The sequence below is a fragment of the Streptomyces sp. NPDC053665 genome (assembly GCF_055585285.1).
Window position 1 is genome coordinate 73,318 of sequence record NZ_JBVJKK010000006.1, and the last position, 25,419, is coordinate 98,736.

A 25,419-nucleotide genomic window follows, 5' to 3' on the forward strand; every position below is an offset into this window, starting at 1 on the left:
GCCCTCCGCTACAGCCCGCGTGTGCGCTCCACGAACACCGGCTCGGCCCAGCGCGGCGGCGGCTTGGGCAGCTCCTCCCCCGCACCCGGCACCTGCCGCTCGGCGCGGGTCGACGCCCGCACGGCTCCGACCGCGCCGCCGGTGGTGGCGGCCCGCAGTGCGGTCACGAACGCCAGGCAGGACGGGTAGCGGTCGTCCGGGCTCTTGGCGAGGGCCTTGGCGACGACGGGGTCGGCGCCCGCCGGGAGGTCCGGCCGGGCCTCGGTCAGCGGGGGCGGCTCGTCGTACTGGTGGGCCCACAGCAGCGCCATGTCGTCGTCGCGCAGGAAGGGCGGGTGGCCGGTGAGGATCTCGTAGACCACGCAGGCGAAGCCGTAGACGTCGCAGCGCGCGTCGACGGGCTTGCCGGAGATCTGCTCGGGGGCGACGTAGTCCAGGGTGCCCACGAACTGGCCGACCGTGGTGAAGCCGGTCAGGGACAGCGACTTCTTGGTCAGGCCGAAGTCGGTGAGGTAGACGTGCTCGGGGTGGTCGCTGTCGGTGCCGCGGGAGACCAGGATGTTGCCGGGCTTGACGTCCCGGTGCACCAGGCCGTGCTCGTGCGCGGCGTCCAGCGCGGAGGCGACCTGGGCGGCGACGCGGACGGCGGTGGCGGGTGGCATCGGGCCCTCGCGGTCCAGGAGGTGCCGCAGGTCGCTGCCGGCGACGTACCGCATGGCGATGTAGAGGACGCCGTCGGTCTCGCCCGCCTCGAAGACCGGGACGATGTGCGGATGGTCGATCGCAGCCGCGGCCCGGGACTCGTGCGTGAACCGGCGGCGGAAGGTGTCGTTGCGGGCGAGTTCCGGGGCGAGCAGCTTCAGGGCCACGGTGCGTTCCAGGCGCAGGTCGCGGGCCCGGTAGACGACGGCCATGCCGCCGCGCCCGATCTCCTGCTCGATCCGGTAGCCCGCGATCTGCTGTCCGAGCAGTTCGGAGGGCCGTCCCGAGAAGAGGCTGGTCTCGCGGTTCACCGCCCGTCACCTTCGGGCGGGACGACACGGGTGGGCGCGTACCCGACGGCCCGGGTGGGGGGCGCCCCGGCCGGCGGCTGCGTCTCCTCCGCCTCGTCGGTCTCCCGGTGCCCGCCCGGCGCCGCGGCCTCCTCGGCGTCCTCGGGGCGGACGACGCGGGTGGGCCCGGGCGGGCCGCCCGCCACGACCCGTGTGGGCTCGGGGGCGTCGGGGGACGCGGGCCGCTCCGGCCGCGGCGGCTCGGACCCGGCGGCCGGTTCGGGCGCGGGGTCCTGGGGGGTGACGACCCGGGTGGGGACCGGGGCCTTCGGCGGTACGCCCCCCGGCGTCCCGGGCGCGACGACCCGGGTCGGTTCGGGGGCCTGCGGTGGCGGGTCGCTTCCCCGCGGGGACGCCCCGGCAGGGCTGCGGGGCTCCTGCGGCGCCGGGGGCGGCTCGGGGGCGACCAGCCGGGTCGGCGGGTGGGCGGGCGCCGCCTGCGGCGGGGACGGGGCGGGGCCGCCCTGGGCCGGACGGTCGGCCCGGGGCGTGTCGTCCGTGGCGTAGGTGGTCAGCCGGGTGCCGTCGGCGTACACCCAGCGTCCGTGCGCGGAGTCGTACAGCCAGACGGACTCGCCGTCGACGACCACGCCGATGCGCGTGCCGCGGGTGCGGGCGCGGAAGGACTCCAGGTCGAGCCCGCCCGCGAGGTCCTCGACCGCCGACCGGTAGCGCGCGAGGGCCTCCTGCGCGCGGCCCAGCAGCGGACGCGGGTCGGCGGTGCGGGTCAGTGGCCCGTCGGTGGTGGGCGGGTCCTGCGGTACGGCGACCAGGCGGCGCCCGTCGACCCAGGCCGACCAGCCGTTGGAGCACAGCACGTGCCCCCAGTCGCCCTGGCGTTCCAGCAGCTGCACCGGCAGCAGGGGGTCGAGGTCGACGGTGGTCCGGGACGGGTCGGGGGCCTCCCAGGCCGGCATCCCGTGCTGCGGGACGACGTGCGTGGGCCGGAATCCGGGGGTCGTCACGGGCGGTGCCTACTTCCGCATCACGGCGGGCTCGTGGCGGCGCAGCAACCGGGACACCAGGAACCCGAAGACCACCGACAGCACGACGAGCATGGCCACGTCGAGCAGCCAGGTGCCGACCGCGTGCTCGAAGAGCGGGTCCTCGGTCAGCTCACCGGGCACGATCCGGGACAGCCCCACCGTGCCGGCCATCGCGGCCAGGGCCCAGCGCGCCGGCACCAGCCAGCCCAGCTGCTCGAGCCCCGGGGTGCCGGCCAGGTGCAGCAGGGCCCCGCAGAAGACGACCTGGACGATGGCGATGAGCACGAGCAGCGGCATCGTCACCTCTTCCTTGCGCACCAGCGCGGAGACCAGCAGACCGAGCATCATCGCCGTGAAGGCCAGCAGGGCGACGGCGACGGTGATCTCCACCAGGGGCGGCATGAGCACCCCCTCGCCGCCGGGCGCGTTGATGTCCACCCCGAGCAGGGCGACCAGGGTGAGCACCACCGCCTGGAGCACGGTGATGACGCCCAGGACGACGACCTTGGACATGAGGTACGCCGATCTGGACAGGCCCACCGCCCGTTCGCGCTGGTAGATCACCCGTTCCTTGACGAGTTCGCGCACGGCGTTGGCGGCCCCGGTGAGGACCGCCCCGACGCAGAGGATGAGCAGGGCGTTCATCGCCGTGTCGAGGGTCAGCTTGCCGCCGGCCAGGGCCCGTGCCATGGCGCCCATGACGAACGGCAGCGCGATCATGATGATCAGGAAGGTGCGGTCGGCCGCGAGCGCGGCCGCGTACCGGCGCACGAGGGTGCCGAGTTGGGCGCCGCGGCTGCGGGGGCGGGGTGGCGGGGCGATGACGACCGGGCCGGAGCGGTCCTGTCGCGGCTGCGCCGAGGCGTCGGTGACGTACCGGCCGTGCAGGGGCGACGCCAGGTACTCCCCCGCCCAGTCGCGTTCCCGGTCCCGCTCGAAGTGCTCGAACGCCTCCGGCCAGTGCTCGAAGCCGAAGAACGGCAGGGCGTCCTCGGGCGGTCCGTAGTAGGCGATCTTCCCGCCGGGCGCGAGCACCAGGAGGCGGTCGCACACGTCGAGGCTGAGCACGCTGTGCGTGACGACGATGACGGTCCGGCCGTCGTCGGCGAGGCCGCGCAGCATGTGCATCACCGAGCGGTCCATGCCCGGGTCGAGGCCGGAGGTCGGCTCGTCGAGGAAGAGCAGCGAGGGCTTGGTCAGCAGTTCCAGGGCCACGCTGACGCGCTTGCGCTGGCCGCCGGAGAGGCTGTGCACGGGCTGGTCGGCGCGCTGCTCCAGTCCGAGTTCGCGGATCACCTCGTCGACCCGGGCGCGCCGCTCGGCCTTGGCGGTGTCCTGCGGGAAGCGCAGCTCCGCGGCGTAGGACAGGGCCTTCCGTACCGTCAGTTGCGCGTGCAGGATGTCGTCCTGCGGGACGAGGCCGATGCGCTGGCGCAGTTCGGCGTAGTCGCGGTAGAGGTCGCGGCCGTCGTAGAGGACGGTGCCGTGGCCGGCGGGCCGCTGCCCGGTGAGGGCGTTGAGCAGGGTGGACTTGCCCGCACCGCTCGGGCCGACGACGGCGAGCAGGCACTTCTCGCCGACGGGAAAGGAGACGTGGTCCAGCAGCGTCTTGCGGCCGCGGTCGACGGTGACGGCGAGGTCCTGCACGTCGAGGGAGACCTCGCCGGTGTCGACGTACTCCTGCAGTTCGTCGCCGACGAGGCAGAACGCCGAGTGGCCGATGCCGACGATGTCGCCCTGGCCGACCGGCGCCGTGGTGACGGGGCTGCCGTTGAGGTACGTGCCGTTGTGGCTGCCGAGGTCGGTGATCTCGTAGGTGCCGTCGGGCAGGGCGCGCAGCTCGGCGTGGCGGCGGGAGACCACGAGGTCGTCGATGACGAGGTCGTTGTCGCCGGCTCGGCCGATGCGGACGGTGCGGGACGGCAGGGGCCGCACGGTGGTGGGCGCCCGGTAGGTGCCGGTCATGGCCGGCATGGAGACCGCCGAGGGGCGTTCGGGGGCGGGTGCGGGGCGGCCCGTCAGCACGACGCTCGGTCCGTCGGCGGGGTTGCCGAAGCGGATGACGCTGCCGGGGCCGACGTCCCACGCGTGCACGCGGCGGCCTTCGGCGTAGGTGCCGTTGGTGCTGTCCTCGTCCTCGATGGTCCAGTGGCCGTCCTCGGGCCTGAGCACCGCGTGGTGCCAGGAGACCCGGTCGTCGTCGATGACGATGTCGCTGAGCGGATCGCGTCCCACGTGATAGTCGCGGCCCGGGATCATCACGGTGGAGCCCGTCTCCGTCCGCAGGACGAGTTCTGGTGCTACCGATGGCTGCGCCATGGTCAGATTCTACCGATGTGCCCTGGTATGCGCCTGGGCGGACGGGTGGCGGCGGGCTCAGGCCACGGGCACCCCCAGCAGGGGCGCGGCACGCTGCATCCGCAGGGCGTCGACGGACTCGGCGAGCAGTTCGTACTCGGTGGTGTCGTCACTGGTGGCGATGCGCACCAGCCGTCCGGCCGCCAACTCCTCGGCGACGCGCTCCTGCTGGGCGGGGTCGGCGCACCAGGCGCGCAGCAGCATGGGCACGTCGGGCACGGTGTCGGCGACCGGCACGAGCGCGCCCGGCGGTAAGTGCTCGGCCTCGGGCCGGGGGTCCAGGCGTTGCGCGATCCAGGAGGCGCGGTCGCGCAGCCACCACAGGGCGAGGGCGAGGGTGGGCGCCCGGTAGGTGCCCAGCGGCACACCGATGCGGCGGCCGTCGCACACCCCGTACGCGGTGACATGGCACAGGAACTCGTCGTGCACGTGACCCTCCCCCGTTGCCCGGCCCATCGGCCGTGCCTCGCGTGTCGTGCGGCTCGCGTGCGGTGCGTGAGGGCGCGGTCGCTCGATGTGAAAGCGCTCTCGCGTGTCAGTATGTTCACCGCTGAAACACTGTCACCATGACTTTTTGGCCACTCTCCTGGCATATTCACCGCCCGAGTTGGCCGAAATCCGGCAAGGCCCGCGTGGAGGGCAGGACCGCCGCGGTGATCCGGCCGCGGGACCCGGGCCCCGACCAGCGCGAAGGCCTCCCGCGTGCCGGGGTGCGATGAGTTTCCCGGGCCGCCGCGGTCTGCACCCCCGAGAGCGCGAGACGAGAAGGCCGACCGCACCGGAGGATCCGATGGCCACCACCGCAGCCCTGGACGCCGAGTTCACCGCCGTCCTGCGCAAGAGCCCCGCCGAGGGCGGCTGGACGTACCTGGTCTGGCCCCGGTCCGTCGAGTACTTCGGCACCCGGGGCCTGGTCAAGGTCCGCGGCACGATCGACGGGCAGCCGTTCCGCAGTTCCTTCATGGCGCTGGGCGACGGCACCCACAAGCTGCCCGTGCGGGCCGAGATCCGCCGGGCCCTCGGCAAGCAGGAGGGCGACACGGTGACCGTGCGCCTGGAGGAGCGCCTCGGCTGACGCCCGGGCGCCCGGACCGGCGCCCGCGCGGGTACGCGTGCGGCCCGGAGGCGGGAGACCGCCTCCGGGCCGCACGGTGGCCGCTACTGCTTGACGATCGCGTCGATCCGGGCCAGCTCGTCGGCGTCGAACTCCAGGCCGGCGATGGCGCCGACGCTGTCCTGGAGCTGCTCCGGGCTGCTCGCCCCGACCAGCGCCGAGGTGACCCGGCCGCCCCGCAGCACCCAGGCCAGCGCCATCTGGGCCAGGGTCTGGCCCCGGGACTCGGCGATGGCGTTCAGCTCGCGCAGCCGGCCGACCAGGTCCTCGGTGAGCGCGTCGGAGTTCAGGAACGGGCTGTCGCTCGCCGCCCGGGAGCCCTCCGGGATGCCGTTCAGGTAGCGGCCGGTGAGCAGGCCCTGGTCCAGCGGGGAGTAGGCGATGGACCCGGCCTGCAGTTCGTCGAGGGCGTCCAGCAGCCCCTCGTCCTCGGGGCGGCGGTCGAGCATGGAGTAACGCGGCTGGTGGATCAGCAGCGGCGTGCCCAGCTCGCCCAGGATGCGGGCGGCCTCGCGGGTCTGCTCGGCGGAGTAGTTGGAGACGCCCACGTAGAGCGCCTTGCCCTGCTGCACGGCCGAGTGCAGCGCGCCCATCGTCTCCTCGAGCGGGGTGTCGGGGTCGGGGCGGTGCGAATAGAAGATGTCGACGTGGTCCAGACCCATCCGCCGCAGGCTCTGGTCCAGCGAGGACAGCACGTACTTGCGCGAACCCCACTCGCCGTACGGGCCGGGCCACATCAGGTAGCCGGCCTTGGTGGAGATCACCAGCTCGTCGCGGTAGCGCGCGAAGTCCGACTTGAGGAAGGCGCCGAGCGCGGACTCGGCGGCACCGGGCGGCGGGCCGTAGTTGTTGGCGAGGTCGAAGTGGGTGATGCCGAGGTCGAAGGCGCGGCGCAGGATGGCGCGCTGGGTCTCGGCGGGGCGGTCCGGGCCGAAGTTGTGCCACAGGCCGAGCGAGAGCGCGGGGAGCTTCAGGCCGCTGCGTCCGGTGCGCCGGTAGGGCATGTCCGCGTAGCGGTCGGGGTGTGCGGTGTACAACGCGACTCCAGAGGGGTTGGCTCGGTCGGGGTGAAACCGGTGTCCACTCTGGCGTGACCTGCGCCCATGCGTCCAACAGAAGAATCCGATGGAATTCAGCGGTTACGCTTCTCAGTCATGGAACTGCGCCACTTGCAGCACTTCGTCGCGGTCGCCGAGGACCAGCACTTCACCCGGGCGGCGGAGCGCCTCCTGGTCTCCCAGTCGGGGCTGTCGGCGTCCATCCGCGCCCTGGAGCGGGAGCTGCAGACACCGCTGTTCGTGCGCACGACCCGCCGGGTGACGCTGACCCCGGCCGGGCGGGCGCTGCTCGGCGAGGCGGAGCGGATCCTGGCGCAGGTGCGCTCGGCGCACGAGGCGGTCGCGGCGGTCCAGGGCGTGCTGCGCGGGATGCTCGCCCTGGGCACGGAGCAGTGCGTCGCCGGGGTGAACGTGGCGGGCCTCCTGGCCGGCTTCCGGCGGCGTCACCCCGACGTGGAGATCTGCCTGCGGCAGGCCGGCTCGGGCGCGCTCGCGGAGGAGGTCGCGGCCGGGCGGCTGGACCTGGCGTTCGCCGTGCGCACCGCCCGGGAGGAGACCGACCAGTTGCGGGCGGTGCCGCTGTCGAGCGAGCCGATGACCGTGCTGTGCCATCCGAGCCACCGGCTCGCGGCAGCCGGGGAGCCGGTGGGCCCGGAGGATCTCGGCGGAGAGGTCTTCGTCGACTTCCACCCGGACTGGGGCCCCCGCCGCACCACGGACGCGGCCTTCGCCGCGGCGGGAGTGCGGCGCAGTGTCGCCCTGGAGGTCAACGACGTGCACAGCCTGCTGGACCTCGTGGACGAGGACCTGGGCATCGCCGTCGTGCCGCGCCACTTCCGGCACAAGCGCGCCTCGCTGACCGCCCTGCCCGTGCGGGGCTTCGGGGACGCCGGCTACGAGACCGTCGCCCTCCTGCCGCCCGCCCAGGCGACCAGTCCGGCCGCCCGGGCCCTGATGGCCCTGCTCGAGCCGGAGGTCCCGGCGCCCTCCCAGGAGGGCGTCCAGCCCTCCTGACCGGCGTGCCGTGCGGGACGGACTCGTGCACCCCCCCTACAAGAGGCGACGACGGCCAGGAGCCGGGCAGGCGACGAGCCCCACCCGACGGCCTTACCGCCGGGCGGTCGCGTCATGCCGTCCGGGCGGTGCTGCGCGCGGGCGGCGGACGACGACGGATACGTGCTTCCCGTCCACGACCCCGACCCGCGGTGCGGCGGACCTGCGAGTCCTGGCGGCCCGGGATGTCACCGGGGGACCCGTGGCGCGCATCCGCCCGCCCGGGCGGGTGGCCGCCGGCGTGCCGGGGAAGCCGGATTCTCTGCGCGTGTTTTCCGGCGATGGGCGAAGGTGGACGTATGCATGCCAAGGACATCCTCATCGAGGGCTACAGCCGCATCCGGGAAGAGGTCCACGCTACGCTCGACGGCCTCGGGCCCGAGGAGCTGGCCGCCCGGCCCGCCCCGGGCACCAACTCCGTCGCCTGGCTGGTCTGGCACCTCACCCGCGTCCAGGACGACCACGTCGCCGACGCCTTCGGCCTGGAGCAGGTGTGGCTGTCCCAGAAGTGGGACAAGCGCTTCGGGCTGCGCCTGCCCCGCCGCGACACGGGCTACGGCCACAGCCCCGAGCAGGTCGCCGAGGTGACCGTCGACTCGGCGGAACTGCTCACCGGCTACCACGACGCCGTGCACGAGCAGAGCCTCGACGCCCTGCGCGGCCTGACCGCCAAGGACCTGGAGCGCGTCGTCGACGAGCGCTGGGAGCCGCCGGTCACCCTGGGCGTTCGGCTGGTCAGCGTCCTGTCCGACGACCTCCAGCACATCGGACAGGCCGCCTACCTGCGGGGACTGCTTCAGAGCGCGGCGTCGTAGCCGGGCAGCACGACGTCGCGGAGCAGGGCGGTGCGCTCGTCGAACGGCAGGAAGGCGCTCTTGACGGCGTTGACGGTGACCGTCCGCAGGTCCTCGACGGTCCAGCCCGCCTCCTCCACCAGCAGGGACATCTCGCGGGTCATGGTCGTGCCCGACACCAGGCGGTTGTCGGTGTTGAGGGTGACGCGGAAGCCGAGGTCCTTCAGCGCGGTGATCGGGTGCTCCGCGATCGACGTGGCGGCACCGGTCTGCAGGTTGGAGGTGGGGCACATCTCCAGGGCGATGCGCCGGTCGCGCACCCAGCCCGCGAGGCGGCCGAGCTTGCCGGACGCGAGGTCGGGGATGTCGTCGGTGATGCGCACGCCGTGACCGATGCGCTGGGCGCCGCACACCTGGACGGCCTGGTGGATGCTGGGCAGGCCGTGCGCCTCGCCGGCGTGGATGGTGAAGGGGACGCTCTCGCGGCGCAGGTGCTCGAAGGCCGCGAGGTGGTCGGCGGGCGGGAAGCCGTCCTCGGCGCCGGCGATGTCGAAGCCGACCACGCCCGCGTCGCGGAACGCCACGGCCAGGTCGGCGGCCTCGCGCACCCGGTCGAACATCCGCATGCCGCACAGCAGGGTGCCCACCCGTACGGGCGTGCCCGCGGCGGCGGCCTTGGCCATGCCCGCGGCCAGGCCCTCCTGGACGGTCTCCACGACCTCGGCCATGGTCAGTCCGCCCCGGGTGTTCAGCTCGGGCGCGTAGCGCACCTCGCCGTAGACCACGCCGTCGGCGGCGAGGTCCAGGACGTACTCCTCGGCGGTGCGCAGCAGGCCCTCGCGGGTCTGCATCACGGCGAGCGTGTGCTCGAAGGTGGCTATGTAGCGCACGAGGTCGCCGGAGTTGGCGGCCTCGTAGTACCAGGCGGCGAGCTCGTCCGGGTCGGTGGTGGGCAGCGTGTGGCCGACGGCGTCCGCGAGCTCCACGACAGTGGCGGGGCGCAGACCGCCGTCGAGGTGGTCGTGCAGCACGGCCTTGGGGAGACGGCGGATCACATCGGCGTCTACGCGCGTAGCAGTCATAGCGGGGTCTTTCCTTGATCGGGCGGTACGAGCGGGGAGCGGAGCGGGTCAGGCGGCGGGCTGGAGCAGGTCCCAGCGGTTGCCGTACAGGTCCTGGAAGACGGCGACCGTGCCGTACGGCTCGTGCCGGGGCTCCTCCAGGAAGGTCACACCGGCGGCGGTCATCCGGGCGTGGTCGCGGGCGAAGTCGTCGGTGTGCAGGAAGAAGCCGACCCGCCCTCCGGTCTGGTCCCCGACCCGGGCGGCCTGAGCCTGCCCCTTGGGCCGGGCCAGCAGCAGCCCGGTACCCGTCGCCGCTCCGCCGGGTTCGACGACGACCCACCGCGACCCGTCGGGCCGGGCCTCGTCCTCGGCGAGCCGGAAGCCGAGGGCGTCGGTGTAGAAGCGGATCGCCTCGTCGTAGTCGTCGACGACGAGGGTGACCAGGGCGATACGGCGCATCGGGACCTCTCGGAGCACGGGGTTGACCGGAGAGGTTATACGTAAAACCCCCTGGGTGACAACCGTTGCCGCGTGGGCGCGCGCGGGGCGGGACGTCGCACCGTCCCCACCACGGTCGCGCCCTCTGCGCAATGTGAGGGAGATCCGGTGCATATATGGCCCACTTCTGGGTGGGTTGCACTGTCGCCCCGGATGCGGGACGGTTGCGGTTGCATGTTTTCCAGACAGGAAGGTGGTGGGGTGCGCATCATGCGTGCCTCCGCTTGTGACCGCTTCCCCCAGTTCCTCCGCCCGCTCACGCAGCGCCGACACCAGGGTCGGCAGCGCGTGGGGTGACGCCCCCTATCCCGTGCTGGTCGTCGACCGGCACGGCACCGTCGTGCAGCTGAACCAGGCCGCGCGGCTCCTCCTGCCGGACGCGGCGAGCGGGGACGACCTGCACGAGGCGGCGCCTTCCTGGCTCTTCGAGGCGCACCGGCGCCTGGCCCTCGAACCGTCCGTCCCCGGCGCCGCCGCCCCCCTGAGCGGCCCGGTCAACGACCGGATCGTCCAGGCCCACCCGACCGCCGCGGTCGACGGGGACGTGGTGTGGTGGCTGGTCGACGACACCGACCGCCGGCTGGCCGAGCAGGCCGCGCACAACGCGCAGGCCCGCTCGGAGATCCTCTCCGAGGTCTCCTCGACCCTGCTGTCGACGCTGAACGTGCCGCGCTGCATGGAGGTGGCCGCGTCGATGGCCGCGGAACATCTCGCGGAGGCGGCCGTGCTCGTCGCCCCCGCACAGGGCCGCCGTCATCCGCTGACGTACGCGCCGCAGGGCGGGCCCGTGGTGCAGGTGACGCGGCAGATCGACACGCACAGCGTGCCGGGCCTGCCCGAGGCGCTGCAGGGGTTCCCGCCGGTGCCCGCGCGCTGGATCGACCCGGCGCTCCTCCCCGACTGGGTGATTCCCGACGCCTTCACCGGCCCGGTCGGCTCGGTGATAGTCACTCCCCTGCCCGGGCACGGGGTGCCCGCCGGGGCCCTGATCCTGCTGCGCTCCAGCACCGAGCAGGCGTTCACGGAGGGCGAGGAGGTCTTCGCCCGGCTGTTCGCAGCCCGGGCCGGTGCCGCCCTCTCGGCGGCGCGGCTCTACACCGAGCAGGCCACCCTCACCGCGACCCTGATGCACGAGCTGCTGCCGCCCACGCTCCAGCGGGTGCACGGCGTGCAGTACGCCGGCAGCTACCGGGCCGCCAAGGACCACGAGCGGGTCGGCGGGGACTTCTACGACGTCCACCCCGGCGCCGACCCCTCGCAGGAGACCCTGGTCGTGCTGGGTGACGTGGCGGGCAAGGGTCTGGACGCGGCGGTGCTGACCGGCAAGATCCGCAACACCCTGCACGCCCTGCTCCCGCTGGCCGGCGACCACCAGCGGGTGCTGGACCTGCTCAACGGGGCGCTGCTCAGCTCCCGGCACACCCGCTTCGCGACCATGGTGCTCGCCTCGGTGCGCCGCCGGGCGGGCCGGGCGCAGCTCCGGCTGACCAGCGCCGGCCATCTGCCCCCGCTCGTCGTGCGCACCGACGGCCGCGTGGAGGAGATCGCCTCCCGGGGCACGCTGATCGGCGCCCTGCCGACGGTCGCCGCGCACACGGTCGAGACGGTGCTGGAGCAGGGGGAAGCCTGTCTGCTGTACACCGACGGCATCACCGAGGCGCGCGGCGGTCCGCTCGGCGACGAGCTGTTCGGCGAGGCCCGGCTGAAGCGCGTCCTGGGCGAGTGCGCCGGGCTGCCGGCCGAGGCCCTGGTGGAGCGCGTGCAGATGCTGGCCGCCGACTGGGTCGGTGGCGGACGCCACGACGACATGGCCGTCGTCGCGATCGGCGTCCCCAGGACCGGTGGGCTGTCGATCGTCAACGGCCGCCGGGGCGACGGGAAGGCCGGGTGAACGCTCCCGCGATGTCCGTGACACTGCAGAAACGGTTGTGGAGGGCCGTGGCCGAGGGCGACGAGTACGGCGCCGTCGACGTGCTGTCCGGTGCCCTGGCCGACGGGCTGGACGAGGAGACCCTGCTGCTGGAGGTGATCGCGCCGGTGCAGGAGAAGGTGGGGGCCGAGTGGGCCGCCGACCGCATCACCGTCGCCCAGGAGCACGCCGCCACCGCCATCAACGAACGCGCGATGGCCGCGCTGGCCCATCGCGGCCAGGACGCGGTCGGACGCCCGCCGCACCGGGGCCGGGTGACCGTCGCCTGCATCGACGGGGAGTGGCACGCCTTCCCGGCGCGCCTCGTCTCCGAGACGCTGCGTCTGCGCGGCTGGCAGGTCGACTACCTCGGGGCGCAGACGCCGACCCCGCACCTGATCGCGCATCTGCACGGGACCAACCCGGACGCGGTGCTGCTGTCCAGTTCGATCCCCACGCACCTGCCGACCGCGCACGGCGCGATCACCGCGTGCCAGGCCGTCGGCGTGCCCGTCATGGCCGGCGGTCTCGCCTTCGGCCCCAAGGGGCGCTGGGCGCGGGCGCTGGGCGCGGACGAGTGGGCGGCCGACGCGCGCGGCGCCGCCGCCGCCCTGGAGGCCGGACTCGCCCGGCCCCGGCCGGCGGCGCTCCGCCAGGCCGTCGACGACCTCCCGCACCTGGCCGACCAGGAGTACACGCTGGTCGTCCAGAACCGGGCCCGGCTGGTCCGGGGCACGCTGTCGGACCTGGAGGAGCGCTTCCCGGCGATGCGGTCCTACACGGACGAGCAGCGCGAGCGCACCGCCGAGGACGTCGCCCACATCGTGCAGTTCCTGGCGACGGCCCTGTACATGGACGACGCCGACCTCTTCACGGCGTTCCTGAGCTGGACCGCCGGCATCCTCGAAGCCCGGAACGTGCCCGCCCGGTCGCTGCTCGCCGGTCTGGACATCCTCGCCGGGCAGCTGCACGACTTCCCCCGGGCCCTCGCCCTGATCCGCGACGGCACCGGCGTGCTCGCCGACCGCCCCGCCCGTCCTGTCCCCGGCTCCGAGACTCCCGCATGACGAATCTGCCATCCGTTCCGTTCACCGTGGTCCCCGACCGCGTCGCCGACACGCTCACCGTGCGCGTGAGCGGCGAACTCGACTACGACACCAGCGGCGATCTCCTGGACGCCGTCGTCCCCCTGCTGTCCGCGGGGGCGGGACTGCGCGAGGTCCGCCTGGACTTCGGCGGCCTGACGTGGATCGACTCCTCCGGGCTGTCCGCCCTGCTCATGGTGCACCGGCACACCAGCGAGGCCCGGGCGGTCCTGCACCTCGACCACCGGCCCGACTTCCTGGAGCGCATGCTCCACCTCACCAATGTCCTGGACTTCCTGACGGAGCCCGTGGCCCCGGCGGGTGCGCTCGAGGACGGCCGGAGCGACGAGGTGACGGAGGCCGGGGCCACCTGACCGGCGGGCGCGGAGGTCCGCGGCCGACCGCGGTAGCCCGGCGCCCCGGCACGCGCACCGCGCCTCGGACGGGGCCCCGACGAGGGGCCCCGTCCGGCGTCCTCTACGGGTACGTGTACGTGTTGAGGGTGTCGACGGCCGCGGCCGGGTTGCCGCGGTCGTAGTGGTCCACCGCGAGGAAGTTGGGCTTCTTGCGGGCCGCCGGGCGGCAGAAGCGCTGAGCGCGGTCGGCGAGTTTGGCGTTGTCCGTCGCCGCGGTGCCGGTGAGCGGCACGTCACGGAAGTGGTTCATGACGAACAGCGGACGGAACGCCGCTTCGGTGCGGGTCAGCGGGATGTTGGTGTCGGCGCCGTACCAGCGGCTGTAGCAGGACCAGTCGGAGGAGCCGACGCCCGGCCCCATGGACCAGTAGTTCTCGACGGTCCATTCCTGCTGGTACATCACCCCGAAGCTGTCCCGGAACAGGCCGCCGGCCTGGTCGGCGGAGCGTGTGCGGTCGCTGAAGATGAGCAACCGGTCGTTGGCGGCGGCCAGTTGGGCCATCGTGGGCCACCCGTTCTGCCGGACGCCGGTGAGGTCGGGCCGGTACAGCACGTCGGACAGGCCGCGGACGCGGGCGAGTTCGGCGCGCAGGACGCCCGGGTCGACGCGGTCCTCCAGGAAGACGGTCACGAACTGGTCGGGATGCGCCTGGAGGAAGTCGACCATGCGCTGGAGGTCGACCCACAGGGCGACCGGCCGGCTGACGAGGGTGCAGCTGTTGTGGCAGAGGATGGCGCCGTCGCGGGTCTGGTGGATGTCCAGCATGAAGCCGCGGACCCCGTCGGCCAGTTGGCGTTCGATGCCCCGGGTCTGGTTGGGCACGAGGTTGACGAAGGGCGGGGCGAAGCCACCGTCGACCCCGTTGGCGTAGGCGTTGTGCGCGGTGAGGAACGTGACCTGGTCCAGGGTGCGCCGGTCCTGCGGCGGCATGGGAGAGGTGGCGGGGTCGACGGGGGTCAGGTACCAGTCGGCGAGTTCGCCCGCTCCGCCGAGGGCGAGCCGGGCGGGGTGGGCGGAACCGGCGGGCTTGGGGGCGACGGTGAGGTGGCGTGCGGTGCCGGGCGCCCTGAGGGTGTACCGGTCGGCGCCTGAGGGGGTGACGTCCCAGGCCGCGTCGCCGCTCGTGCAGGCGACGGTGGCGGCGAGGTCGCCGCTGCGGCCGAGACAGCTGCCCGCCGCGTCGGTGTTCTCGAGCAGGTAGGAGGATCCGTCCGGCTTCAGCCGCCACTGCTGGCGGTCCTCGTTGCCCCGGGGTCTGTGCTGCTCGACGGCCCCGTTGCTGTCCGCCGCGTTGAGGCCGGTCGTGGCACTCTGGACGTAGTAGGTGCCCGGCGCGGGGACGGTGGCGGCGGCAGCGGGCTGCGGGGCCGCGACCGCGGTCGCGAGCGCCGCGGTCGTGGCCAGCAGGAGGTGGGGGGTGCGTGGGCGCATGCGGGGATGCCCTTCGTCCGAGGGACTGGTCAGGAGCATGACACCCCGCATGACACCACGTCAGTGGGCCCGCCGTCAGCAGTAGAGGTTGCCTCCGGGGGTGGTCCCGAGGATCTGCGTGAAGCGCTGGTAGTTGTTCACGCGGCTCTGGACCTGCGCCGGGTTCTTGCCGTCGCACTCCAGGGAGCCGTTGATGCTGCGGATCGTCTGGCCGAAACCGGCGCCGTTCACCATGGCGTTGTGCGGGGTCATGCTGCCGGGTCCGGTCTGGGTGTTCCAGTACCACAGGGCCGTCTTCCAGGCGACGGCCGAGTCGTTCTGCACCAGCCAGGGGTTGTTGAGGAGGTCGATGCCGAGCGCGTCGCCCGCCGCCTTGTAGTTGAAGTTCCAGCTGAGCTGGATCGGGCCGCGCCCGTAGTAGGCGGCCTGCCCGGCCGGACAGCCGTAGGGCTGCCCCCAGTCGCAGTAGTGCGGGTAGTTAGCGGTGTTCTGCTCCACCACGTGCACCAGACCGCCGGTCTCGTGGCTGACGTTGGCGAGGAAGGCCGCGGCCTCCTGCTTCTTCACCGTGTCGCTGCCGGTGTTGGCGAAGCCGGGGTAGGCGCTCAGGGCCGCGGTCAGGCCGCTGTAGCTGTAGAACGAGTTCCGGTTCGGGAACATCTGGTTGAACTGCGCCTCCGTCACGACGAAGCGCGCGTTGGGCGTGCCGGTCCCGCCGTCGCAGGCGTACGGCTCCCAGTACCAGGTGCTGATGACCGGGTCGTAACCCGGGTTGGCGTGTTCGGCGACGTAGGCCTTGCCGTCGGTGTAGCGGACGATGTCACCGGCGTTGTACGCCTTGCCCGCCACCCAGTTGGGGTAGCTGGAGCAGGAGGCGGCTGCGGCGTTCGTGGCCGGGAGCAGGACCGGGGCGGTGCCGGCGAGGGCGAGGGCGGCCAGGACGGCGGAGACACGGCGTCTCGACACGGGATCAACTCCTTTGCGGGGCACGGCCGCACCCCGGTGGGGCAGGACGCAGCGTCGCCCGCACCGCACGCACCGGCGGACCGGACACGGCGTGGGGGCGGCCGTGGTGGGGGGCTGTGGGGCACACTCAACCGTGTTGGTCTGTACCAGTCAAGGGTCTGGACCAGTCAGGTATAGACCAGTTGGGGTGTCGGCTGGTCGGAGGGGGGAGCTCCGTCGAGGTCGAGCACGTCCACGAGGGCGAAGGCGGCACCCGGTCCGTCCGTCTCGGCCACGGCGACGGCCACGGCGACGGCGGCGGCGGCGGCCCGGTTCAGCGCCACGAACGGCACGCCCCCGGAGCGACGCCCCGCGCCGCACGGGCAGCACAATCTCCCGCATGACCACCACACCGCACCCCCTCGTCACCACCGCCCAGCGGCTCGCCCACGACCTTCTGGTCCCGCAGGCCGAGCGGGTCGACCAGGAGGGTGTGCCCCCGGGCCACATCGAGGCGGTCAGGCGGTCGGGACTGCTGGGGGTGGCCGCACCGACGGAGTACGGCGGGGCGGGGGCGCCCGCCTCCGTGGCGCGCCGGACGGCCGAGGTCCTGGCCGGGGCGTGCTGCTCCACCTGGTTCGTGCAGACCCAGCACCACACGCCCGTGAAGATGCTCACCGGCCACGACGGCCCGGTCCGGGAGAGGCTGCTGCGTCCGCTGGCCACCGGCGAGCTGATGGCCGGCATCGCCTACGCGCACGTGCGCGCCTTCCCGCGGGTGCCGGTGCGGGCCACCCCCGAGCGGGGCGGCTGGCGCTTCGACGGCAGGGTCCCCTGGTACACGGGGTGGGGGCTGAACGACGTGATGCTGCTGGCCGGGGTGACGGACTCGGCGGAGCTGGTGTTCGCCTTCGCCGACGCCCGGGAACAGCCGGGTCTGGTCGCGTCCGCACCGATGCGGCTCGCGGCCCTGACGGCCGCCCGTACGGTGTCCCTGGACCTGGACGGCCTGTGGGTGCCGCAGGAGTCCGTCGTCCGGCGGGTGCCGCAGGCGGAGTTCGCCGAGGAGGACCTGGCGCGGGCCGCGAACGCGGGCCCCGCCGTGTTCGGTGTGGCGGACGCGGCACTGGAGCTGGTGGCGCGGGCCGCGGACGGCGAGGAGCCGGCCCGGACGCTGCGCGTCCGGCTCGACGAGGTCCGGCGGCAGGCGTACGCCCTGGCCGACGAGCCCGTCACCCGCGAGTGCGTCGTCCGGCGGCTGGCCGTGCGGACGCGGGCGTACGACGTGATGCGCGCGGCCACGACCGCGGCCGTGGTGGCCGGTGGCGGGCGGGCCATGGCCCTGGACAACCGCGCGCAGCGCCTGGCCCGCGAGGGGATGTTCCTGCTGATCCAGGGACAGACGCCCGACGCACGCCGCGCCCACCTGGGGTCCTTGGCCACCGGCTAGGGACAACCCGGCCTCCGGCCGGCGGGGGGCGCGGGGCTACGGCCGCGGGGGGCTCGGGGCGACGGCCGCGAGGGGCGCGGGGCGACGGCCGGGAAGGGCCCGGGGCGACAGCCGGGAAGGGCCCGGGCGATGGCCGCGAGGCGCGCAAGCCGACAGCGGCCAGGGGCGCACGGCGACAGTCGCGAGGGACCGGGGCGACGGCGGCGAAGGGGTCGGGGCGACAGCTGCGAGGGGCGCAGCCCGACAGCCGCGAGCGGTGCAGGCCGACAGCGGCAAGGGGCCCGGGGTGACGGGCGCGAGGCGCGCACTGCATACAACCGCGAGAGGCACAGGCCGACAGCCGCGAGGAGCGCATGACGTACAACCGCGAGGGACCCGGAGCGATGGCCGCGAGGGGCACAGGCCGACACGCCCGAGGGGTGCACGGCGACAATCGCGAGAGGCGCACGGCGTACATCCGTGAGGCGCCCAGGCCGACACCCGCGAGAGGCACAGGGCGACAGCCGCGAGGAGCGCACGGCGTACAACCGCGAGGAGTGCAGGCCGACAGCCGCAGGGGGCGTAGGGCGACAGCCGCAGGGGGCGCAGGGCGATGGCCGTCGCTCCGGGCCCCCCGCAGCGGGTCCGTGTCGGTCCCGGTCAGTCCTCGTCCGGGACGACCACGAGGAAGGCGTCCGACTCCAGGTCCATCACGACCGTGGCGGCCTCGCCCTCGGCGCGGCGGCGCGCCGCGTACTCCTCCGCCGGCCACGAACCACGGGGGGATCCCGCCGGGAACCGTTCCAACACCTTCGCACTGATGGCCGCAGTCACGTCCGCTGCCCTCCCCAGTCCCGCGCCGCCCACCGGGGCCGCGTCGTTCGGTCGCTGTCGTACCCATCCGGTTGCCCCCGATCCGCCCGCACATGTACGGGCGTTCGAGCTTCGCATCACCCGCCGCATCTACACATAAAGGAAAAATAAGAGCAGAATGACGCTTATATGGCGTTTCCCGCACTCCCCTCCAGACGCGGGCGCCCTGCACATGAAGGAGACGAGTCATGGCCAACGTCTCGCCCACCCGAGGTGACATCACCAGCCACCCCGATGCCTCCGAGATGCGGGACCGGTACGCCCGGGTCCTCGGCGGCCGCGATGTGGCGCTCGTCGACGGACCGGTGTTCCTGCTCGGTCTGTACTGCGCCGCGTCGCCGTGGATCGTCCACTACACGGCGAGCCAGCCGTCCGTCGCGGCCCACAACCTGATCATGGGGATCGCCATCGGACTGCTGGCGCTCGGCTTCACCCGTGCTCCCGAGCGCATGTACGGCCTGAGCTGGGCCATGTGCGCCCTCGGGGTGTGGATGATCGTCTCGCCCTGGATCGTCGGCAGCAGCCCGGACGCCGGTGTCGTGTGGAACAACATCGTCATCGGCGCCCTGGCCGTGGTCCTGGGCCTGGTGTGCGCCGGTACGGCGGCGAAGGCCGCGCCGAGGCCGTAGCCCCCTGACGGCCGTAGCCCCCCTGACGGACGACCGCGGGAGCGGCCGGGTGCCCCCGGGAGCGGTCAGCCGCGCCCCGTGTACCGGTACGGCGTCGTCGTGGTCAGCGGGACGAAGCCCAGGCGTTCCAGGATCGGCCGGCTCCCCTCGGAGGCGTCCACCTGCAGGTGGCGGTAGCCGCGGGCGGCGGCGGCACGGGCGCGATGGGCCACCAGGGCCCGGTACACACCCCGGCCGCGCCAGCCCTCGACCGTCCCACCGCCCCACAGGCCGGCGAAGTTCGTGCCGGGCACGAACTCCAGGCGGGCGGCGCTCACCGCCTCGTCACCGGCCATCGCCACGACGGCGACGACACTGCCGGGGTCCGCCGTGAGGCGGGCGAGCACCTGCCGGCGCAGCCAGGAGCCGTCCGAACCGAACGCCTTCTCGTGGACCTCCGCCATGAGGCCGACGCCCGCGGCGTCGGTGACCGGCACGATGCGCACGCCCTCGGGCGGCTCGGCGGCGCGGGCGGGACCGTCGCTCGCGCCGATCATCAGCGTCTCCGCCGGGCCGGGCTCGAATCCGGCCGCGCGCAGCCGCTCCCCCAGGTCGGCGGGGCCGTCGTGCCCGTACAACTTCCACTCGAAGTCGGCGCGCGGGCCGCCGAAGCGGTCGATCTGCGCGGCGATCGCCGCGTCCGCCGCAGCCGCGTCGAGGGCGGACCACACGACCCCGTTCCAGCTGTGCGCACCGCCGACATGGCGGACGACGTCCCCGGCACGCTCGACGCGGGCGCCGGGGCCGTCCGGCCGCGCCCCGAGCCGTACGTCGCGGTCGAACTCGGCGAGCAGCGCCGCCCGGTGTCGATGATCCATGACCGAACTCCAGCACCGGCCGGCCGCCCCCGCAACGCCTTTTCCCGCGCGGCGGCCGCCCCGGTGCCGTCCGGGCCCCGCCGCGCCGTCGTTTCCCCCGGCGGGGCCCACACCGTAGGGTCCTTGCCGATCACACCCGCTGCGAGAGGGCCGCACCCATGGTCGTGAAGGACTCGGAACTGCCGTTTCTGCGCCGCTGCGTGGAGCTCGCCGCCGAGGCGCTGGAGGCCGGGGACGAGCCCTTCGGCTCGGTGCTGGCCGGCGCGGACGGCACCGTGCTGGCGGAGGACCGCAACCGCGTGGCGGAGGGTGACCGCACCCGCCACCCCGAGTTCGCACTGGCGCGCTGGTCGGCGCGGCACATGACCCCCGGGGAACGGGCCGCGGCCACCGTCTACACGTCCGGTGAGCACTGCCCGATGTGCGCGGCCGCGCACGCCTGGGTCGGCCTGGGCCGGATCGTCTACGTCGCCTCCTCCGAGCAACTCGCCTCGTGGCTCGCGGAGTTGGGAGTCCCGGCACCCCCGGTGCGGACACTCCCCGTTCACGACGTCGCACCCGGCGTAGTCGTCGACGGCCCGGTGCCGAAACTGGCGCGCGAGGTGCGGGAGTTGCACGTGCGGCTGCATCGCGCGCGCGGCTGAGCCGGGGGTAGGCCCGGCGGGCGGTGGCCGCCCGAGATGCAGGGCCACCGGGGCGAACCTACGATCGGATTCAACGAGATCAGGTGTACGCCCCGGTCTCCCCGACGGGGGGAGGCGCATGTCCTCGCTGCCGGCACACCGGCTGATGGCCGCCTACATCGGCATGGTCACAGCCGCGACCATCCTCTACATGACCCTGCCGGTGGCGGCTCCGGCGCTGTGGGCCGTCATCGGGCTCGGGGGCGTCGCCGCCGTGGCGACCGGCACCCGCCTGCACCGCCCGGCCCACCCGTGGCCCTGGTGGGTGCTGGCCGGCGGGCTGCTGACGTTCATCGCGGGCGACACCTACTACAACGTGATGGAGGAGTACTTCGACGCCTCCAACCCGTTCCCCTCCCCCTCCGACGCCCTCTACCTCCTCACCTACCTGCTCTTCGCGATCGGCCTGTCGGGGCTGGTGCGCCACCGGTGGGCCGACCGCGACCTGCCGAGCCTGCTGGACGCGCTGATCATCACCGCCGGTCTGGCGCTGCCCGTGTGGGTGTACCTGGTGCAGCCCCTGACCGTCGCGGAGGGGATGACCTGGCAGCAGCGCGCCATCAGCATCGCCTACCCCCTCGGTGACGTGCTGGTGCTGGCCCTGCTGGCCCGCCTGCTGGCCCCGAGCCCGGTGAGCGGCCCCAACCGGGCCGTGCAACTGCTGGTCGTCGGCACGGGGACGCTCCTGGTCTTCGACATCGCCTACGGCATCCTGCAACTGAAGGACGTCTGGGAGACGGGCACCCTGCTGGACCTGGGCTGGATCGCCTTCTACACCGCCTGGGGCCTGGCCGCGCTGCACCCCTCCATGGTCGAACTGACCGCTTCGATGCCGCAGCGCGAGTCCCTGCTGCCGCCACCGCGCCGGCTGGTCATGCTCGCCGTGGCGACCCTGATCCCACCGGGGATCCTGCTGCACGAGGGGCTGTCCCACGAGACACAGGACGCCGCCGTGATCGCGGCGTTCTCCGGTGTGCTCTTCCTGCTGGTGATCCTCCGCCTGGCGGGGATGGTGGTGGCCCACCGCAGATCCGTGAGCCGGGAACTCGCGCTGCGTTCGGCCGCCGCGTCCCTGGTCTCCGCGTTCCGGCCGGAGGAGGTCGACCGGACGTGCCGTACGACCGTCGACCGGCTGATGGGCGCGGACGTGGCGCACCGGACGATGCTGCTGCCCACCGAGCGGGCCGGGGACCTGGGCGCCCGCGGCGCCCGGCTGGTGAGCCCGGCCGCGCTCGACCCGCGCATCGCCGCCGGACTGGGCGGCCTGCCCTCGGTGCTGGTGTGCCCCATGATCCAGCCGGACCGGCCCGGCGCGACCGTCCCCGGCGTCCTGCTGGTGTCCGCGCCGGAGCGGCAGCTGAACGAGACGTGGGGCTCGCTGGAGATCCTCGCCTCGCACGCCGGCCTGGCCCTGGAGCGCGTCACCCTGCGCCAGGAGGTGGTGCGCCGGGAGAACGAGGCGTACTTCCGCACCCTCGTGCGCAACGCCTCCGACGTCATCCTGATCGTCGAGGACGACGACACCATTCGGTACGCCAGCCCGTCGGCGCGCTCGGTGTTCGGCACCGAGGAACTGGTCGGGGTGTCGCTGCCGGGTCTCGTGGACCCGGCCGACCGGCGGCGGGCCCGGCGGGAGCTGGCAGCGCTGCGGGAGCACGGTTCGCGGGCGGGGCACGACCACTGGTGGGTGCGCCGCGGGGACGAGCGCGTCGAGGTGGAGGCCCGCTTCAGCGACTTCCGCGCCGAGCGGACCGTGTCCGGCCTGGTGGTGACCCTGCGGGACGTCACCGAGCAGCGGCGGCTGGAGCAGGAGCTGACGCAGCGGGCGTTCCACGACTCGCTGACCGGCCTGCCCAACCGGACCCTGCTGCTGGAGCGGATCGAGCGCGCCCTGCTGCGCGGCCGCCGCGAGGCGTCCCTGACGTGTCTGCTCTTCATCGACCTGGACGACTTCAAGCTGGTCAACGACACGATGGGGCACCGGGCGGGCGACCAGCTGCTGATCTCGGTGGGCAACCGGCTGTCCCGGACGCTGCGGCGCACCGACACCGCGGCCCGGCTGGGCGGGGACGAGTTCGCGGTGCTCATGGAGGACGCCAAGCAGCCGCTGGACGCGGAACTGCTGGCGGCCCAGGTCATCCAGACGCTCGGCCGGCCGTTCGACCTGGCCGACGAGTCGGTGACGGTGTCGGCCAGCGTGGGCGTGGCCACCGCGCGGGACAGCACGGACGCGGAGGAGCTGCTGGGGCACGCCGATCTCGCGCTGTACGCGGCCAAGGCGGCGGGCAAGCGGCAGTGGCGCCGCTTCCGGCCGCTGCTGCGCAGCCGCATGGTCGAGCGGCACGACCTGCAGACGCAGCTGGCCAAGGCCGTGGCGGACAAGGCCTTCCACCTGCGCTACCAGCCGGTCGTGGACATCACCGCGGGCGAGGTCGTCGGATTCGAGGCACTGGTGCGCTGGCCCTATGCGCAGCGGCCCCATATCGGCCCGGAGCAGTTCATCGGCCTCGCCGAGGAGACCGGGCACATCGCGCCGCTCGGCTCCTGGGTGCTGGAGAACGCCGTCAACGACATCATCGGCCTGCAGAAGCTGCCCGGGCCCGCCCGCCCGCCGTACGTGAGCGTGAACGTCTCCGCCCGCCAGTTCCGCGACGCGGGCTTCATCGAACAGGTCGGCCAGGCACTGAGCACGCCGGGGCTGGAACCGGGGTCGCTGCAACTGGAGCTGACGGAGACGGTGCTGCTGCAACGCGACGACCGGTTGCAGACGGTGCTGAACACCCTGAAGGAACTCGGGGTGCACATCGCCGTCGACGACTTCGGCACCGGCTTCTCCTCCCTGCGCTACCTGCGCGACTTCCCCATCGACGTGCTGAAGATCGACAAGTCGTTCATCGACGACATCGCCCGCGACGCCCAGCAGGTCGCCCTGGTCGAGGGGATCGTGCGGATCGCCGACACGCTGGGGCTCCAGGTCATCGCGGAGGGCATCGAGGACACCTCGCAGCGGGACCTGCTGGCGAGCATGGGGTGCCGCTTCGGGCAGGGCTTCCTGTTCGCCCGGCCCATGACGGTGCAGCAGAGCGCGCACGTGCTGCGCGAGCCGAGCGCCCGTCCCTTCGCACCGCCCCGGCCCCGGCGGCCGCGGATGGACGCGGCCCGCGGGCGCAGGGAGGCGCGCTGGGCGGATCTGGAGCACCTGCGGCGCACCAGCCCGATGAGCGACGCGGTCCTCGACGAGGTGCGCGGCCGGCACATCCGCAGCGGCGACCACTGGCTGATCGACTTCGCCTCCTGCAACTACCTGGGCTTCGACTGGGACCCGGAGGTCATGGGGTCCGTGGAGCCGGCGGTGCGCCGGTGGGGCACGCACCCCAGCTGGTCGCGGCTGCTGGGCAGTCCGCGCCTGTACCCGGACATCGAGGAGCGGCTCGCCGCGCTGCTGGGCGCGCCGGACACCCTGCTGCTGCCGACGCTGACCCTGGTGCACTCGTCGGTGATCCCGGCGCTGGCCGAGGACGGGCACATCTTCGTGGAGGCCACGGCGCACCGGACCGTCTACGACGGCTGCGTGGTGGCCCGGGCGCAGGGCGCCACCCTGCACCGCTTCCACGCCGAACGGCTGGACGAACTGCGCACCTCCCTGGCCGCGGTCCCGCCGGGCACGCCCCGCCTGGTGTGCCTGGACGGCGTGAACAGCATGAGCGGCAACATCCCCGACCTGCCCGCGCTGGCCGCGGTGTGCCGCGCCGAGGGGGCGACGCTGTACGTCGACGACGCGCACGGCTTCGGCGTGATCGGCGAACGGGGCCCGGGCGAGCCGTGTCCGTACGGCATGCGCGGCAACTGCGTGGTGCGGCACACCGGGGAGTCGTACGACGGGATCGTGCTGGTCGGCGGGTTCTCCAAGGCGTACTCGTCCCTGCTGGCGTTCCTCGCGCTGCCGTCGGAGCTGAAGAACCGGCTGAAGACCGCGGCGGCGCCCTATCTGTACTCGGGGCCCTCCCCCACCGCGTCCCTGGCGACGGCCCTGTCGGGCCTGGACGTCAACGAGCGCCGCGGGGACGCCATCCGGGCCGACCTGTACCGCAAGACGGTGCGGGTGCTGGACCACCTCGACGGCATGGGGGTGAGCACCCTGAACGCGGACCGGCTGCCGATCGTGGAGGTGCCGCTGGCCAATCCGGCGGACCTGGACGCGGTCGCGGCGTTCCTGTGGGAGGAGGGGGTCTATGTGACGCTGGCGGCCTATCCGCTGGTGCCGCGCGACCGGGTGGGTTTCCGCGTCCAGCTCACGGCGCTCAACTCCGACGAGGACATCGATCATCTGAACGGGACCCTGACCCGGCTGTCCGAGCGTTTCCCGCTGCGGATGAAGGGCTGAACGGCCATGACGACGCACAACGACGACGTGGACTGGGACCGCTGGCCGGTCGCCGACTACCTGGCGGAGAACTACCGCGAGGTGCATCCGTCGGACGCGGCGGTCATCGCCCACCACAGCGCCTTCTACCGGCGTTTCGCGCCGGGGGCGATCGGGCGTTCGGTGGAGTTCGGGGCGGGGCCCAACCTGTACCCGCTGATGCTGGCGTCGGCGGCGTGCCGGCGGATCGACGCGGTGGAGGCCGGGGCGAGCAACGTCGGCTATCTGACCAACCAGATATGCCACCGCCCGGACGCCAGCTGGCTGCCCTTCCACGCGCTGTGCCGGGAGCTCAACCCGGACGTCCCGGCGACCCTGGCGGGGGCGCTCGCCCCGGTGAACGTCGTCCACGCCGACGTCCGCACCCTGCGGCCGGGGACGTACGAGCTGGCCTCGATGCACTTCGTCGCCGAGGGCGCGACGGAGGACTTCGGCGAGTTCGCCGACTTCTGCCGCCTGTTCGTGCGGACCGTCCTGCCGGGCGGTCACCTCGTGGCCGCGTTCATGGAGAACATGCCGACGTACCGCATCGGCCCGGCGTCACGCTGGCCGGGCTGCCCGGTGAACCCGGACACCGTCACGGAGGTCTTCGCCCCGCTCACCCGCGACCTGGACGTGACCCGCATCGACGTGGACCCGACGCTGCCGGACTACGGCGACTCCGGGATGGTGCTGCTGACGGGGGTGGCGGACGCGGTGTGAGCGGGGACGCGGCCGGGCCCGGCGGAGGATCCGTGCCCGTCCGGCGCGGCCCGGTGGCG

At 73.5% G+C, this 25,419-nt stretch carries 23 protein-coding genes; 11 read left to right on the forward strand and 12 right to left on the reverse strand.

Translation table 11 applies throughout. The features are described from left to right. Nucleotides 1-8 precede the first annotated feature (8 nt). The 4 genes from ACZ6ZN_RS23565 to ACZ6ZN_RS23580 are packed head-to-tail and all read right to left on the reverse strand — an operon-like array spanning nt 9 to nt 4,825. Nucleotides 9-1,013: a serine/threonine-protein kinase gene (locus ACZ6ZN_RS23565; RefSeq protein WP_398108294.1), complete on the reverse strand. Its 1,005-nt coding sequence runs from the start codon at nt 1,011-1,013 to the stop codon at nt 9-11. Beyond that, nucleotides 1,010-2,017 carry a hypothetical protein gene (locus ACZ6ZN_RS23570; protein ID WP_469649110.1) on the reverse strand — a complete coding sequence of 336 codons (1,008 nt, stop codon included), beginning with the start codon at nt 2,015-2,017 and terminating at the stop codon, nt 1,010-1,012. The genes ACZ6ZN_RS23565 and ACZ6ZN_RS23570 overlap by 4 nt, the downstream gene beginning before the upstream one ends. A gap of 9 nt (nt 2,018-2,026) precedes the next feature. Further along, a complete protein-coding gene (locus tag ACZ6ZN_RS23575; RefSeq protein WP_469649112.1) occupies nt 2,027-4,357 on the reverse strand; it encodes an FHA domain-containing protein in 2,331 nt (776 codons plus the stop codon). A gap of 57 nt (nt 4,358-4,414) precedes the next feature. Further along, on the reverse strand, nt 4,415-4,825 hold the full coding sequence (locus ACZ6ZN_RS23580; RefSeq protein WP_398108297.1) for a hypothetical protein: 411 nt from the start codon (nt 4,823-4,825) through the stop codon (nt 4,415-4,417). Between the two features lie 361 nt (nt 4,826-5,186). On the opposite strand from ACZ6ZN_RS23580, the gene ACZ6ZN_RS23585 reads away from it, so the two are divergent. Continuing rightward, nucleotides 5,187-5,471 carry a DUF1905 domain-containing protein gene (locus ACZ6ZN_RS23585; RefSeq protein WP_469649114.1) on the forward strand — a complete coding sequence of 95 codons (285 nt, stop codon included), beginning with the start codon at nt 5,187-5,189 and terminating at the stop codon, nt 5,469-5,471. An 83-nt stretch (nt 5,472-5,554) separates the two neighbouring features. Here the strand turns inward: ACZ6ZN_RS23585 and mgrA are convergent, their stop codons facing one another. Next, a complete protein-coding gene (mgrA, locus tag ACZ6ZN_RS23590; RefSeq protein ID WP_469649116.1) occupies nt 5,555-6,547 on the reverse strand; it encodes an L-glyceraldehyde 3-phosphate reductase in 993 nt (330 codons plus the stop codon). A gap of 117 nt (nt 6,548-6,664) precedes the next feature. On the opposite strand from mgrA, the gene ACZ6ZN_RS23595 reads away from it, so the two are divergent. Next, nucleotides 6,665-7,582: a LysR family transcriptional regulator gene (locus ACZ6ZN_RS23595; protein WP_469649121.1), complete on the forward strand. Its 918-nt coding sequence runs from the start codon at nt 6,665-6,667 to the stop codon at nt 7,580-7,582. Between the two features lie 338 nt (nt 7,583-7,920). Continuing rightward, nucleotides 7,921-8,436: a mycothiol transferase gene (locus ACZ6ZN_RS23600; RefSeq protein ID WP_469649124.1), complete on the forward strand. Its 516-nt coding sequence runs from the start codon at nt 7,921-7,923 to the stop codon at nt 8,434-8,436. Here the strand turns inward: ACZ6ZN_RS23600 and ACZ6ZN_RS23605 are convergent. Both ACZ6ZN_RS23605 and ACZ6ZN_RS23610 read right to left on the reverse strand, forming a co-directional pair. After that, nucleotides 8,418-9,497 (reverse strand): adenosine deaminase, encoded by a 1,080-nt coding sequence (locus ACZ6ZN_RS23605; RefSeq protein WP_469649127.1) that lies wholly within the window; start codon nt 9,495-9,497, stop codon nt 8,418-8,420. The two genes, ACZ6ZN_RS23600 and ACZ6ZN_RS23605, sit on opposite strands and share 19 nt — an antisense overlap. Nucleotides 9,498-9,545: 48 nt before the next feature. After that, a complete protein-coding gene (locus ACZ6ZN_RS23610) occupies nt 9,546-9,938 on the reverse strand; it encodes a VOC family protein (RefSeq protein ID WP_451880076.1) in 393 nt (130 codons plus the stop codon). Nucleotides 9,939-10,203: 265 nt separating this feature from the next. Here ACZ6ZN_RS23610 and ACZ6ZN_RS23615 point away from each other — a divergent pair, with 265 nt between their 5' ends. The 3 genes from ACZ6ZN_RS23615 to ACZ6ZN_RS23625 are packed head-to-tail and all read left to right on the forward strand — an operon-like array spanning nt 10,204 to nt 13,345. Then, nucleotides 10,204-11,868, forward strand: coding sequence for a PP2C family protein-serine/threonine phosphatase (locus tag ACZ6ZN_RS23615; protein WP_469649131.1), 1,665 nt, complete (start codon nt 10,204-10,206; stop codon nt 11,866-11,868). A gap of 11 nt (nt 11,869-11,879) precedes the next feature. Then, nucleotides 11,880-12,953, forward strand: a complete 1,074-nt coding sequence (locus ACZ6ZN_RS23620; protein ID WP_469649134.1) for a cobalamin B12-binding domain-containing protein — start codon at nt 11,880-11,882, stop codon at nt 12,951-12,953. Continuing rightward, entirely contained in the window at nt 12,950-13,345 is a 396-nt protein-coding gene (locus tag ACZ6ZN_RS23625; RefSeq protein WP_469649136.1) for an STAS domain-containing protein, read from the forward strand. Before ACZ6ZN_RS23620 ends, ACZ6ZN_RS23625 begins: the two co-directional genes overlap by 4 nt. 103 nt (nt 13,346-13,448) lie before the next feature. Here ACZ6ZN_RS23625 and ACZ6ZN_RS23630 read toward each other — a convergent pair whose 3' ends face one another. The 3 genes from ACZ6ZN_RS23630 to ACZ6ZN_RS23640 all read right to left on the reverse strand — a co-directional run bounded on the left by ACZ6ZN_RS23630 (nt 13,449) and on the right by ACZ6ZN_RS23640 (nt 16,117). Beyond that, nucleotides 13,449-14,858 carry a phospholipase gene (locus ACZ6ZN_RS23630; protein ID WP_469649138.1) on the reverse strand — a complete coding sequence of 470 codons (1,410 nt, stop codon included), beginning with the start codon at nt 14,856-14,858 and terminating at the stop codon, nt 13,449-13,451. Between the two features lie 36 nt (nt 14,859-14,894). Next, complete coding sequence (locus tag ACZ6ZN_RS23635) at nt 14,895-15,785, reverse strand: glycoside hydrolase family 19 protein (RefSeq protein ID WP_398108307.1); 891 nt, start codon at nt 15,783-15,785, stop codon at nt 14,895-14,897. Between the two features lie 167 nt (nt 15,786-15,952). Then, nucleotides 15,953-16,117, reverse strand: a complete 165-nt coding sequence (locus ACZ6ZN_RS23640; protein ID WP_469649141.1) for a hypothetical protein — start codon at nt 16,115-16,117, stop codon at nt 15,953-15,955. A 47-nt stretch (nt 16,118-16,164) separates the two neighbouring features. Here ACZ6ZN_RS23640 and ACZ6ZN_RS23645 point away from each other — a divergent pair, with 47 nt between their 5' ends. Further along, entirely contained in the window at nt 16,165-17,214 is a 1,050-nt protein-coding gene (locus tag ACZ6ZN_RS23645) for an acyl-CoA dehydrogenase family protein (protein ID WP_469649144.1), read from the forward strand. 639 nt (nt 17,215-17,853) lie between these two features. Here ACZ6ZN_RS23645 and ACZ6ZN_RS23650 read toward each other — a convergent pair. Continuing rightward, nucleotides 17,854-18,027, reverse strand: coding sequence for a hypothetical protein (locus ACZ6ZN_RS23650; protein WP_369194118.1), 174 nt, complete (start codon nt 18,025-18,027; stop codon nt 17,854-17,856). A 227-nt stretch (nt 18,028-18,254) separates the two neighbouring features. Between ACZ6ZN_RS23650 and ACZ6ZN_RS23655 the strand changes: the two genes are divergently transcribed. Next, complete coding sequence (locus ACZ6ZN_RS23655; RefSeq protein WP_451880085.1) at nt 18,255-18,695, forward strand: SPW repeat protein; 441 nt, start codon at nt 18,255-18,257, stop codon at nt 18,693-18,695. Nucleotides 18,696-18,760: 65 nt separating this feature from the next. Here ACZ6ZN_RS23655 and ACZ6ZN_RS23660 read toward each other — a convergent pair whose 3' ends face one another. Continuing rightward, nucleotides 18,761-19,552 carry a GNAT family N-acetyltransferase gene (locus tag ACZ6ZN_RS23660; protein ID WP_469649148.1) on the reverse strand — a complete coding sequence of 264 codons (792 nt, stop codon included), beginning with the start codon at nt 19,550-19,552 and terminating at the stop codon, nt 18,761-18,763. 158 nt (nt 19,553-19,710) lie between these two features. Here ACZ6ZN_RS23660 and ACZ6ZN_RS23665 point away from each other — a divergent pair, with 158 nt between their 5' ends. From ACZ6ZN_RS23665 to ACZ6ZN_RS23675, 3 genes are all read left to right on the forward strand, one after another. After that, nucleotides 19,711-20,196 (forward strand): nucleoside deaminase, encoded by a 486-nt coding sequence (locus tag ACZ6ZN_RS23665; protein ID WP_469649150.1) that lies wholly within the window; start codon nt 19,711-19,713, stop codon nt 20,194-20,196. 118 nt (nt 20,197-20,314) lie between these two features. Further along, nucleotides 20,315-24,619 carry an aminotransferase class I/II-fold pyridoxal phosphate-dependent enzyme gene (locus tag ACZ6ZN_RS23670; protein ID WP_469649153.1) on the forward strand — a complete coding sequence of 1,435 codons (4,305 nt, stop codon included), beginning with the start codon at nt 20,315-20,317 and terminating at the stop codon, nt 24,617-24,619. Nucleotides 24,620-24,625: 6 nt separating this feature from the next. Further along, nucleotides 24,626-25,360 (forward strand): class I SAM-dependent methyltransferase, encoded by a 735-nt coding sequence (locus ACZ6ZN_RS23675; protein ID WP_451880089.1) that lies wholly within the window; start codon nt 24,626-24,628, stop codon nt 25,358-25,360. Nucleotides 25,361-25,419: the final 59 nt, after the last annotated feature.